We start from the raw sequence: 12,797 nt of genomic DNA, 5'->3' as shown, positions 1-12,797 counted from the left end.
GTGGCGAAATAGGCTTGCAGTTAGTGGTTTGCTATTGGTATCTTTGTTGGTATGGAAACCGCACTGGCCAACGAATACCGCCGGATCTGCCACGACCCGGCCACGCATCAGCCGCTGGCCTACCTGCGGCTGCGCCGGGCGATCCGCAACGTGGTCGAGCATCGCGACATCGAACCGGGCCAGGCATTGCCCAGCGAACGCGACCTGTCGCAGGCGCTGAAGCTGTCGCGGGTGACTGTGCGCAAGGCGATCGCCGGCCTGGTCGAGGAAGGGTTGCTGACCCAACGCCATGGTGCCGGCACCTTCATCGCCGAACGCATCGTCAAACCGATGTCGCGGCTGACCAGCTTCACAGAAGACCTGCGCGAGCGCGGCCTGTCGCCGCGTTCGGAGTTCTTCGAGCGCGGCATCGGCGAGGTGACACCGGAAGAATCGATGGCGCTGAACCTGTCGCCCGGCTCGCTGGTGGTGCGATTGCATCGCGTGCGCTACGGCCAGGACGAGCCGCTGGCGATCGAGCGCAGCGTGGTGCCGGCCAGCGTGCTGCCCGATCCGCTGCTGGTGCACGACTCGCTGTACGAGGCACTCGAACACCTCAATTGCCGGCCACGGCGCGCGCTGCAGCGGCTTCGCGCAGTGTCGCTGAATGCGCAGCAGGCACGCCTGCTGCATGTTGCCGTCGGTAGTGCGGGATTGAGCATCGAACGCCGCAGCTTCCTGGACGACGGCCGCGTGGTCGAGTTCACCTGTTCCTGGTATCGCGGTGACATCTACGATTTTGTCGCCGAACTGCAAACCGATTGAGGCCCGCTTGAACACACATGCCAGCGACACCCTGATGTACCGCGAAGCGCACGAGGCGGCCGACGTGGTCGCGCGTCAGTTCGCTGCCAACGACAACGTGGTGACGGCGCTGGCGCAATCGCTGCGCGCGCAGCCGCCACGCTTCATCGTCACCTGCGCGCGCGGCAGTTCCGATCATGCCGCGGCGTACGCGAAATATGTGTTCGAGACCCAGCTTGGCATCGTCACCGCCTCGGTGTCGCCATCGGTCACGTCGGTGTACGCGGCTCCTCAGCAATGGGAGGGCGCGCTGTTCATCGCGATCTCGCAGTCGGGCAAGAGTCCGGATCTCGTGCGCAATGCGCAGGCAGCCAAGCTGGCCGGCGCGCGCGTGGTGGCGCTGGTGAATGTCGAGGATTCGCCGCTGGCGGCGATCGCCGATACGGTGATTCCGCTGCATGCAGGCCCCGAACGCAGCGTGGCCGCGACCAAGAGTTACATTGCCGCGCTGGCAGCCGTGCTGCATTTGTGCGCGCGCTGGCACGGCGATCGTGTGCTGGTGGATTCGCTGCATGCCCTGCCCGATGCGTTGCGTGCCGGCTGGGACGCCGACTGGTCGGCGTTGAGCGATGGCCTGGTCGACGCGCACAACCTGTTCGTCGTGGGTCGCGGCTTTGGCTTCGGCATCGCGCTGGAGGCGGCACTGAAGTTCAAGGAAACCTGCGGCCTGCACGCCGAAGCGTTCAGTGCAGCCGAGGTCAAGCATGGCCCGATGGCCCTGGTAGGACCGCATTTCCCGGTGCTGTGTTTCGCCCAGGACGACGACACGCTGGCCAGCACGCTGGCGATTGCCGACGAGTTCCGCCAGCGCGGCGCACAGGTTTTCGTGGCCGCACCCGGCATGCAGGGTGCCGGCATGCTTCCTGTGCTCGCTGGGCTGCCAGCGTTGTGCACGCCGCTGCTGATCATCCAGAGTTTCTATCGCGCGGCGAGCGAACTGGCCTTGCGTCGTGGTTTCAATCCCGACGTGCCACCGCATCTCAACAAGGTGACCGAAACGGTCTGAGCAATGCCATGACTCACGCCCTCATCAATGGCCGCGTACTCACCCCTGACGGCTGGCGCAACGACCTCGCCGTCTTGCTCGATGGCGAGCGCATCGTCGATCTGCTGCCGCCGTCCGATCCACGCGTAAGCCGTGCGACAACGCACGACCTGCATGGTGCGATGCTGCTGCCGGGCTTCATCGACACGCAGGTGAATGGCGGTGGCGGTGTGCTGTTCAACGACGCGCCCACGGTGGAGACGATTCGCCGCATCGGCGCAGCGCATCGGCGTTACGGCACGACCGGCTTCTTGCCGACCCTGATCAGCGACAGCGTTGACGTCATGCGCGCCGCACTCGCTGCGGTGGAACAGGCGCTGGCCGAAGGGATACCCGGTGTACTCGGCATCCATCTGGAAGGCCCATACCTCGCGCCGGCGCGCAAGGGCGTGCACGACCCGAAGTTTTTCCACACGCCAGGCAGCGAGGAGCTGGCGCTGCTGTGTGCGCCGCATCGCGGCGTACGCCTGCTCACGCTGGCGCCCGAGCGGGTGCCGCTGGACAGCATCGGTGCGTTGGCCGCCGCCGGGGTGATCGTCTGTGCCGGCCATACCGCGGCCGACTACGCAACCATGCACGCTGCGCTCGCCGGCGGCGTACGTGGCTTCACCCACCTGTTCAACGCGATGACGCCGTTTGGCAGCCGCGAACCGGGTGTGGTCGGCGCGGCGCTGGAGGATGCCAACAGCTGGTGCGGATTGATCGTCGACGGTCATCACGTGCATCCGGCCAGCTTGCGCGTAGCGATCGCCGCGAAAGCACGCGGCAAGATGCTGCTGGTCACCGACGCGATGCCGCCGGTGGGCGCGGATCATCCGGAGTTCGTGCTCAACGGCGAAACCATCATCGCGAAGGACGGCATCTGCCAGACCGCGCAAGGCGTGCTGGCCGGCTCCGCGCTGGACATGGCCGGCGCGGTGCGCAATGCGGTGCAACTGCTCGGCCTGCCGCTGGATGAGGCGGTGCGCATGGCCAGCACCTATCCGGCCGATTTCCTCGGCCTCGGCGCCACGCACGGCAGGATTGCCGGCGGCTGCCAGGCGGATCTGGTGCTGATGGACGACGACTTTCGTGTACTGCGCAGCTGGATCGGCGGCGTGGAAGACGGGACGGTCTGAGCAGGCCATCCTGCGAGGCTGATCCGCGCGGCAAGCATTCTGGCAAACTCGGCTCGCAGGTATTGCTGAGTCGGCGCAAGGAGGAATCATGTGGGGTGTGCTTTTAGCAACAAGTCTTGCCGCGACGACTCAAGCGGGCCAGCCAATCAGCGCTGCCTCATCACGTGATTCGGTCGAAATCGCCGCGCTTTCTGCGGAACTAGAAGCCAGAAGCGAAGCGAGCCATCCAGGCAAGGGGCGAGTGCTGTACTCGGCCGGTCGTAACGGTGCGTTTGCCGGATATGTGATGGGTTGCCTCAACAAGATAGTTCTGGACAGTGCCCCGAATCCAGGCGCTTTGCGAGCGCTTCGTCCAGACAGCTCCCTGCTTTTCAGTATCGCCATACTTCCTGACGGAACCGTCAAGTCAGTGGAAATACTCATGAACCATGGTGGCCCCGCGATCGAAGCACGGCTGCGCAGCGCGATTCGACGAGCCGCACCCTTTGCGCCATTTCCCGCAGAAATGGCGAAGAAATACAGCGAAGTGGTCGTGACGCATACCTTGCAGTCTGCCGCATGCACAAGTTCCTCCCCGGACTGTCAGTAGACCGGCACAACGGCCAGATTTCAGGCAAGGCAGTGCGCCGCCCCGCTTCGTCCGCATTGCCCAAACGGCGCCTCGCCGCTACAGTGGCGCGGTTCAGGTGTCCCTTCAGTCTTGCGCTGAAGGGATGAAACGGGAAGCCGGTGCGTGGTGTTCGACAACACTGCAAGGCCGGCGCTGCCCCCGCAACGGTAAGCGAGATTCACGAACGGCGAATGCCACTGTGCTTGAGCACGGGAAGGCGCCGTCCGGGACATGCGGATCACCGCCTGTCGCTCGCAAGCCCGGAGACCGGCCCGAACGATTCCTGGTGGCTCGCGGTGGGCGAGGCCGAACCACGCGTGTGGCGACCCTGCCTGCCCGTCGTTCTGTCTTTCCCTGCGTCTGCTGCCAGCTCATTGAACCCATGAGCCGTGCGCGGGTGTGCGGCCGAGGAACGACCTTGAACAAGACCTTGCTGGCAACGGCACTCCTGAGCTGCATGATGGCTGCCCATGCGGCAGATCAGAACGACACGACCGCCCAGAACAATGCGACCGCACTGGATCCGGTGATCGTCACCGCCACGCGCACCGCGATCACCGTGGACGATGCGCTGTCGTCGGTCACCGTGATCACCCGCGCCGACATCGAGCGGCTGCAGCCGGTGTCGGTGATCGACCTGCTGACCGGCCTGCCGGGCGTGAACTTCACCCAGAGCGGCGGCCTCGGCCAGCAGAGTTCGTTGTTCCTGCGTGGCACCAATTCCACCCATACGCTGGTGCTGATCGACGGCGTGCGGATCGGTTCGGTGACGGCGGGACTCGCTTCGCTGGAGCAGATCCCGGTGGAGCAGATCGAGCGCATCGAGATCGTGCGCGGCCCGCGTTCGAGCCTGTACGGCGCCGACGCGATCGGCGGCGTGATCCAGATCTTCACCCGGCACGGTCAGGCTGACGGCGGGATCACGCCGTCGCTGAGCATGACCGCCGGCAGCAACGGCCTGTTCGGCAGCGAGGCGGGCCTGTCCGGTGGTGACCAGCACGCCTGGTACAACGTCAGCCTGGGTGGCGAGTACACCAGCGGCTTTCCCGGCTGCAAGTTCGGGGCGGCCGAGGCCAATGGCGGCAACGGCGCCGGCTGCTTTGTCGACGATCTGCGCGATGACGCGTACCGCAACTGGAACGGTTCGGCGAATGCCGGCTATCGTTGGGATAACGGCACCGAGCTGGCCTTCACCTGGCTGCGCAGCAAGAACGATGTGGAATATGCCGGCAGCCCGTACGGTGGCAACGACGCCGTCAACGAGCAGCGCGTGGCCGGCGTGCGGTTGAGCTTCTCGCCGCTGGATATCTGGAAGATCACGTTGAATGCCGGGCAGAGCAAGGACCTCGCCACCACGTATTACCAGGGCACCTATTACGGCACCTATTACCCGTTCGCGCAGACCGGCTTTTACAACTCGCGGCGCAACCAGTACTCGTGGCAGAACGACATTGCGCTCGCCTCGAACCAGCTGCTGACGGTCGGCGTGGACTACCAGCAGGAGCACCTCGACAGCAGCACCGGCTACCTGGCCGACAACCGCAACGATACCGGCACCTATGTGCAGTACCAGGGCACGTTCGGCCGCAACGAGCTGCAGGCGTCCGTGCGGCATGACGACAACTCGCAGTACGGTGGCCACGATACCGGCGCGCTGGCCTGGGGCTACAGCTTCGATCATGACCTGCGCCTGATGGCCAGCTATGGCACGGCGTTCCATGCGCCGACCTTCAACGACCTGTACTACCCGCCGTACTTCGGCATCCCGTCGGCCAATCCGGATCTCAAGCCGGAGAAGTCGCGCAGTGGCGAGCTGGGCCTGAGCCAGAAGCTCGGCATCTGGAACTGGGCGGTGAATGCCTACCAGACCGACATCGACGACCTGATCCTGCTCGATCCCAGCCAGAACTACGTGCCGTTCAATGTCAGCAAGGCGCGCATCCGCGGCGTGGAAGGCCAGCTTGGCGCGAACCTGGATGGCTGGCAGGTACAGGGCTATCTGACCCTGCAGCAGCCGAAGGACGACGGCGGCGCTGCCGATGCCAACAGCGGCAATCTGTTGCCGCGCCGCCCGGAGCGCACCGCGCGCATCGACATCGACCGCCGCTTCGGCGCGTTCGGTGTCGGCACCACCTGGTACGTCGCCGGCAAGAGCTACGACGATGCCGCCAACGTGAACCGCCTCGGCGGCTACAGCACGCTGGCGCTGCGTGCCAGCTGGCAGTTCACGGCTGACTGGCAGGTCGAGGCCAAGCTCGCCAATGCGTTCGATAAAGAGTATGAGACCGTGTACTACTACAACCAGCCCGGCCGTACCTGGTATCTGACCTTGCGTTACAGCCCGGCAGCGCACTGAGTTGATGCGCAAGCCGCCGGCAGGGAAGCCGGCGGCATGGTCAGGGGGCAAGTATGGGAAAGTCCACACCCATGTCTTCCGACATGGTGTGGACTTCAGGCACATACGCCGGGACGCGACTGCAGGCATAAAGCCGGCATGATCGAGATACCATTCCCCGCTGTGGTCGGTGTGCTGCCTCCGGCACGGCTGCCCGTCTGCCACATCTCGCCGCCATGCATGCGGGCCATGGAAGCGCCATGAATATCTTTGCACCCTTGATCCGCCGCCCGGCAGGTACTTCGCTGCTCGCGCTGGGCCTGACTCTGGCTGGCATCTGCGCCTATCTACTGCTGGGTGTGGCGGCATTGCCGTCGCTGGATTTTCCCGGCGTCTACGTGGTGGCCAACCAGCCGGGCGCCAGTGCGCAGACCATGGCCAATACCGTGCTGGCACCGCTGGAACGTCATCTGGGGCAGATCCCCGGCATCGACGACATGTACGGCAACGCCACCGAGGGTGCCGCCTCGGTGAGCGTACGCTTCAACTTCTCGCGCACCGCGGATAGCGCGGCGCGCGACGTGCAGGCGGCGATCAATGCCGCCGCGGCCGACCTGCCGTCAGGCATGCCGTCGCCACCGCAGTACTTCAAGTTCGACACCTCGCAGATCCCGATCGTGTTCATCACGCTTACCTCGAGCGGGTTGCCGCAGGACAAGCTGTACGACCTCGCCGACACCCTGCTCAAGCCCGCGGTTGCGCAGATCGACGGAGTGGCCCAGGTGCAGGTGTTCGGCGGCACGCCGCACGCGGTGCGCATCGAGCTGGACAACAACGCGCTGGCGGCGAAGGGGCTCACCTCGAACGACGTCGCCAATGCGCTGCGTGCCGCCAACGTCACGTCGCCGCAGGGCGCGCTGAGTGATGGCCACACGCAGATGACGGTGACCGCCAGCGATGGCCTGCAGGAGCCGGCCGAATTCGCCCGCCTGCTGATCTCGGTGAAGAACGGCATACCGGTGCGCCTGTCCGATGTGGCCAAGGTTTACAGCGGCGAGCAGGACGAATACCAGGCGGCATGGTTCAACGACCAGCACACCGTCGGCCTGCAGATCACCAAGCGGCCGGAAGCCAATGCGGTGGGCACGGTCGAGGCGATCCGCGCGCGGCTGCCGCAGCTGCGTGCGTCACTGCCGTCCAACATCACCCTCACGCCGGTATTCGACCTTACCCAGACCACCAAGTCGGCGCTGCATGAAGTGAAGGTGGCGCTGCTGATCTCGATCGCGATGGTGGTACTGGTGATGCTGGTGTTCCTGCGCCGGCTGCGCCCGACCATGATCGCCACCTTGAGCGTGCCGCTGTCGCTGGCCGGCGCGTTCGTGGTGATGTGGGCGCTCGGCTATACGCTCAACACCTTGTCGCTGGTGGCGCTGGTGCTGTGCATCGGCTTCGTGGTGGACGATGCGATCGTGGTGATCGAGAACATCGTGCGCCACATGGAGCAGGGCATGTCGCCGATGCAGGCGTCGCTGACCGGCGTGGGCGAGATCGGCTTCACGGTGATCTCGATCACGCTGTCACTGGTGGCGGTATTCGCGCCACTGCTGTTCGGCAACAACATGCTGATCATGCTGCTGCGCGAGTTCTCGGTGACGCTGACCGCGGCGGTGGTGATCTCGGCGCTGGTCTCGCTCACGCTCACCCCGGCGCTGTGCGCCTATCTGCTGAAGCACGAACCGGCCAACAGGCCACCGCCGGGCCGGCTCGAACGCGCGGTGGAGCGTTTTGACCACGGCATGCTGCGCATCTACGAGCGCGGGCTGGACTGGGCGATGCGGCATCGGCGGATCATGCGCTGGCAGCCGTTGATCCTGCTGATTGTCACCGTTCTGCTCGGCATTGCCGTGGTGAAGACCGCTGGCGGCACCTTCATGCCGGATGAGGACACCGGGCAGTTGCAGGTGGAGATCAGTGCCGATGCCAATATCTCGCCGGCACAGCTGACCGAGCGCACGCAGGCGGTGATGAAGACCATGCTGGCCGATCCGGCCGTGCTCGACCAGCTGACCATGCTCGGCGGCAACGACTCCGGTGGCGCAGTGGGCAACACGGCGCAGATGTTCGTCGACCTGAAGCCGCGCGGCAAGGGTCCGGGCGAGCGGCCGGAAAACATCAAGAAGGTCATCGAGCGGCTGTCCAAGCAGTACGACAAGCTGCCCGACGTCAAGGTTTCGGTCAGCGCCTCGCAGTTCCTCGGCGGCGGCGGCAGCGGCGACCAGGGCGGCCAGTACGAATTCCAGCTGGTCGACAGCAATGGCGGCGACCTGCAGCCGTCGGCGCTGCAGATGGTGCGGAAGATGCGCACGATCAAGGAATTCCGCGATGTCAGCAGCAACTTCGACCAGGTCGGCAAGCAGCAACTGCTGAAGGTGGATCGCGCGGCGGCCAGTCGTCTGCAGGTCAGCATGGGCGACGTGGACACGGCACTGTACAACTCGTTCGGCCAGCGCCAGGTCTCGACGATCTATTCGGACATCAACCAGTACTTCGTGGTGCTCACCTCCGGTACGGCGGAGAGTGTCAGTCCGGAGGGACTGTTGAATCTGCGCGTGCGCAATGACAAGGGACTGATGATCCCGCTGTCCGCACTGGCGCACATCGAACCCAACAACAGCCCGCTGCGCATCCGCCATCACAACCAGATGGAAGCGGCCACGATCACCTACAACCTCGCCAAGGACGTGCCGCAGGATCGCGGCATCAAGCTGGTCGATCAGGCGGCTTACGCGGCCGGACTGCCGGCCGGCATCCGGGTCGACTACACCGGCCAGAACCAGCGCCTGCAGCAGGCCCAGTCCAACGGCATGGTGCTGCTGATCGGCTCGATCATCGCGATGTACATCGTGCTGGGCATTCTCTACGAGAGCCTCGGCCATCCGTTGACCATCCTGTCCACGTTGCCGGCCGCGGGTGCCGGCGCCTTCCTCGCGATGCTGGTGACGCAGACGCAGCTTTCGCTGATGGCGATCATCGCGATCCTGATGCTGATCGGCATCGTCAAGAAGAACGCGATCCTGATGGTCGACTTCGCCCTCGTGGCGGAGCGCACGCGTGGCCTGTCCGCGCCCGAGGCAATTCGTGAGGCCGCGCTGGTGCGCTTCCGCCCGATCACCATGACTACCCTGGTGGCGATGGGTGCTGCGCTGCCGCTGGCGATCGGTTTCGGCATCGGCTCGGAGATGCGCCAGCCGCTGGGCATCGCGATCGTCGGTGGTCTGCTGGTGTCACAGTTGCTCACTCTGCTCAGCACGCCGGCAATCTACCTGTGGAACCACGACCGCAAGATTCGCAAGGCTGGGCGCCGTGAGCGCCGCGCGGAGAAGCGCCGGCTGAAGGCATTGCCTGCAACCTGAGCGACGATGCCACACTGGCGTGAAAGCGATGGAGCGGTGCAGTCGGGGGGCGCGGAACCCATGCGTCGATTTTCAAAGGGAACTGGACTTCAGGCACATACGCCGGAAGCCAATGGCGGGCATAAAGCACAGAGTGGCCGGAATGCCTGCCATTGCCGTTACCCTGTCGTCGGCCGCGGGCATGCCTGACCGCGGCGACGCACCGTTATGCTTGCGGGCCATGGAAGCGCCATGAATATCTTCGCACCGCTGATCCGCCGCCCCGCCGGCACCTCGCTGCTCGCCATTGGCCTGATGCTGGCCGGGGTGTGGGCTTACCTGCTGCTGGGCGTGGCAGCGTTCCCGTCGATCCAGTTTCCCGGCGTGGCGGTGATGGCGCAGATGCCCGGCGCCAGTGCACAGACCATGGCCAACACGGTGATGGCACCGCTGGAGCGCCATCTGGGGCAGATTCCCGGCATCCGCATGATGTTCTCCAATGCCAGCGAAGGCGGCGTGCAGATCCAGGTCATCTTCGACATGAATCGCAATGCCGACAAGGCGGCACTGGACGTACAGGCAGCGATCAACGCCGCTGCCGCCGACCTGCCGTCGGGCATGCCCAGCCCGCCGGGGTACATCAAGTTCGATACCTCGCAAATTCCGATCCTGCTGGTATCGCTCACCTCCACCAGTCTGCCGCCGGACAAGCTGTACGATCTCACCGACACCTTGCTGAAGCCGGCTGTGGCACAGATTCCCGGTGTGGCGCAGGTGCAGGTTTCCGGCGGTGCGCCACATGCAGTGCGGATTGCGCTGAACACCTCCGCGTTGGCCAATCTGGGCATGACCGCGAACGACGTGGCGAATGCGCTGCGCGCCGCCAATGTCAGCTCGCCGCAGGGCACGCTGAGCGACGGTCATACGCAGATGACCGTGTCGGCCACGGATTCATTGCAGACCGCACACGATTTCGCCTCGCTGGTGATCGCCAGCCACAGCGACATTCCGGTGCGGCTGTCCGACGTGGCCACGATAAGCAGTGGTCAGCAGGACCAGTACGCGGCGGCGTGGTTCAACGGCACGCGCGCGGTAACCATGCAGATCAGCAAACGGCCGGAGGCGAACGCGGTGGCCACCGTCAACGCGATCCGCGCCGCGTTGCCGACCTTCCACAACCTGCTGCCGGCCGACGTGCAGATCATCCCGATCTTCGATCTCACCCCGACCACCGAGTCCGCGCTGCACGAGGTGCAGGTCGCGCTGGCGATGAGCATCGTGATGGTGGCGCTGGTGATGCTGGTGTTCCTGCGCCGCGTGCGGCCCACCGTGATCGCGATGTTCAGCGTGCCGTTGTCGCTGGCCGGCGCCTGCGTGCTGATGTGGATGCTCGGCTTTACGCTCAACATCTTCTCGCTGGTAGCGCTGGTGCTGTGCGTGGGTTTCGTGGTGGACGACGCGATCGTGGTGATCGAGAACATCGTGCGCCACATGGAGAAGGGCATGGCACCGCTGCCGGCGGCGCTCACCGGCGTGCGCGAGATCGGCTTCACGGTAATCTCGATCACGTTGTCGCTGATCGCCGTGTTCGGGCCAATGGTGTTCGGCAACAACATGTTCACCATGCTGCTGCGCGAATTCGCGGTCACCCTGATCGCCACCATCGTGATCTCCGCCGTGGTCTCGCTCACGCTCACACCGGCGCTGTGCGGCAGCTGGCTGCTGCACGAGCCGCCGGTCGGCAGCCGTGCACCGGGCCGGCTGGAGCGCATGGCGGAGCGCTTCGACAACGGCATGCTGCGCATCTACGAGCGAGGGCTGGACTGGGCCATGCATCATCGCCGCCTCATGCGCTGGCAGCCGCCGATCCTGCTGGTGCTGACCGTGTTGCTCGCCGTCGTGGTGGCCAAGGTCGCCGGCGGCGGCCTGATGCCGAAGGAGGACACTGGCCTGCTGCAGGCGCAGATCAGTGCCGACGCGAATATCTCGCCCACCTTGCTGGCCAAGCGCACACAGGCGATGGCGGCGGTGCTGCAGGCCGATCCGGCGGTACTCGACGTCTCTACCATCCTTGGCGGGGGCAACAACAACGGCGCGGTCGGCAACCAGTCCAGCCTGTTCGTCGATCTCAAGCCGCTCGGCGACAAGCCGGGCGACCGTCACGATTCGGCGCAGGAGGTGGTCGACCGGCTGAGCAAGTACTACCAGACCGTGACCGACCTTGATGTGTCGTTGACGGCGGTGCAGTTCATCAATGGCGGTGGCCCCAGCAGCGGCGGCCAGGGCCAGTATGCCTTCCAGCTCAACAGCAACGACGGCACCGAGCTGCAGGAACCCACCCTGCAGGTGGCGCGTGTGATGCGTCGCATGAAGCAGTTTCGCGACGTCACCACCAGCTTCGACCGCATCGGCAAGCAGCAGATGCTCAAGGTGGACCGCGATGTCGCCTCGCGTCTCAATGTCAGCATGGGCCAGGTCGATTCGGCGTTGTACGACGCGTTCGGCCAGAACCAGGTGTCGACGATCTATTCGGACCTCAATCAGTACCAGGTGGTGCTCACCGCCGACAGCGCCGATTCGCTGAGTCCGGCCACCCTGCTCAATACCTACGTGCGCAATTCGCTCGGCAAGATGATTCCGCTGTCCGCGCTGGCGCGGATCCAGCCCAACACAGCGCCGGTCAGCGTCAGCCACTTCAACCAGCTCGAATCGTCCACGATCAACTACAACCTCGCCAAGGGCGTCACCCAGGCGGACGGCCTGAAGCTGGTCGATCAAGCCATCTTCGCGGCCAACCTGCCGCCCGGCGTGCAGAAGAAATTCACCGGCGACAACCAGAACCTGGTCGACACGCTGAACAATGCGCTGATCATGCTGCTCGCGGTGATCCTGGTGATGTACGTGGTGCTCGGCATCCTCTACGAGAGCCTGATCCATCCGCTGACCATCCTCTCCACCTTGCCGGCCGCTGGCATGGGCGCCTTCCTCGCGATGCTGGTCACGCATACCCAGCTCACCTTGATGTCGGTGATCGCGGTGCTGATGCTGATCGGCATCGTCAAGAAGAACGCGATCCTGATGGTCGACTTCGCCCTGGTTGCCGAGCGCGAACACGGCCGCACGCCACCGGAGGCGATCCGCGAAGCGGCGCTGGTGCGCTTCCGCCCGATCACCATGACGACGCTGGTGGCGATGGGTGCCGCGCTGCCACTGGCGGTTGGTTTTGGCTACGGCTCGGAGATGCGTCAGCCGCTCGGCATCGCCATTCTCGGCGGCCTGTTGGTGTCGCAGTTGCTGACCTTGCTCAGCACGCCGGCGATCTACCTGTGGCAGCACGATCGCCGCGAACGCAAGGCGAGGCGCCAGCGGCTGCGCGCCGAGATCCAGCGTCAACGGCTGCTGCAACAGCAGATGCCGGCATTGCCGGAATAGCAGTTCTCGCGGGTTCGCG

7 protein-coding genes and 1 riboswitch are annotated in these 12,797 nt (G+C 65.1%); all 7 genes read left to right on the top strand.

From position 1 onward, the window contains the following. Positions 1-51 precede the first annotated feature (51 nt). The 7 genes from B0E51_RS02035 to B0E51_RS02010 all read left to right on the top strand — a co-directional run bounded on the left by B0E51_RS02035 (position 52) and on the right by B0E51_RS02010 (position 12,778). Complete coding sequence (locus B0E51_RS02035) at positions 52-804, top strand: GntR family transcriptional regulator (RefSeq protein WP_077443137.1); 753 nt, start codon at positions 52-54, stop codon at positions 802-804. Between the two features lie 34 nt (positions 805-838). Continuing rightward, on the top strand, positions 839-1,849 hold the full coding sequence (locus tag B0E51_RS02030; RefSeq protein ID WP_077443295.1) for an SIS domain-containing protein: 1,011 nt from the start codon (positions 839-841) through the stop codon (positions 1,847-1,849). A gap of 8 nt (positions 1,850-1,857) precedes the next feature. Further along, entirely contained in the window at positions 1,858-3,006 is a 1,149-nt protein-coding gene (gene nagA, locus B0E51_RS02025; protein WP_077443136.1) for an N-acetylglucosamine-6-phosphate deacetylase, read from the top strand. Between the two features lie 88 nt (positions 3,007-3,094). Then, the gene (locus tag B0E51_RS19065; RefSeq protein WP_143525757.1) at positions 3,095-3,595 is read left to right on the top strand and encodes a hypothetical protein; all 501 of its coding nucleotides are present in this window, start codon (positions 3,095-3,097) and stop codon (positions 3,593-3,595) included. A gap of 78 nt (positions 3,596-3,673) precedes the next feature. Beyond that, positions 3,674-3,907, top strand: a riboswitch (cobalamin riboswitch). Between the two features lie 127 nt (positions 3,908-4,034). Further along, on the top strand, positions 4,035-5,972 hold the full coding sequence (gene btuB / locus B0E51_RS02020) for a TonB-dependent vitamin B12 receptor (protein ID WP_077443135.1): 1,938 nt from the start codon (positions 4,035-4,037) through the stop codon (positions 5,970-5,972). Between the two features lie 239 nt (positions 5,973-6,211). Next, positions 6,212-9,367, top strand: a complete 3,156-nt coding sequence (locus B0E51_RS02015; protein WP_077443134.1) for an efflux RND transporter permease subunit — start codon at positions 6,212-6,214, stop codon at positions 9,365-9,367. Between the two features lie 231 nt (positions 9,368-9,598). Further along, on the top strand, positions 9,599-12,778 hold the full coding sequence (locus tag B0E51_RS02010) for an efflux RND transporter permease subunit (RefSeq protein ID WP_077443133.1): 3,180 nt from the start codon (positions 9,599-9,601) through the stop codon (positions 12,776-12,778). The last annotated feature ends 19 nt before the right edge of the window (positions 12,779-12,797 follow it).

The organism is Rhodanobacter sp. C05 (assembly GCF_002001165.1).
Classification (GTDB): domain Bacteria; phylum Pseudomonadota; class Gammaproteobacteria; order Xanthomonadales; family Rhodanobacteraceae; genus Rhodanobacter.
The sequence above is the reverse complement of the archived record's forward strand: the minus strand, read 5'-3'. Positions and strand labels throughout refer to the sequence as shown.

What these genes read in the sequence shown, in the direction of transcription:
- nagA (WP_077443136.1), top strand. Translation starts at nt 1,858, where the DNA reads ATGACTCACGCCCTCATCAATGGCCGCGTACTCACCCCTGACGGCTGG.
- B0E51_RS02030 (WP_077443295.1), top strand. Translation starts at nt 839, where the DNA reads ATGTACCGCGAAGCGCACGAGGCGGCCGACGTGGTCGCGCGTCAGTTC.
- B0E51_RS02015 (WP_077443134.1), top strand. Translation starts at nt 6,212, where the DNA reads ATGAATATCTTTGCACCCTTGATCCGCCGCCCGGCAGGTACTTCGCTG.
- B0E51_RS02035 (WP_077443137.1), top strand. Translation starts at nt 52, where the DNA reads ATGGAAACCGCACTGGCCAACGAATACCGCCGGATCTGCCACGACCCG.
- B0E51_RS19065 (WP_143525757.1), top strand. Translation starts at nt 3,095, where the DNA reads ATGTGGGGTGTGCTTTTAGCAACAAGTCTTGCCGCGACGACTCAAGCG.
- B0E51_RS02010 (WP_077443133.1), top strand. Translation starts at nt 9,599, where the DNA reads ATGAATATCTTCGCACCGCTGATCCGCCGCCCCGCCGGCACCTCGCTG.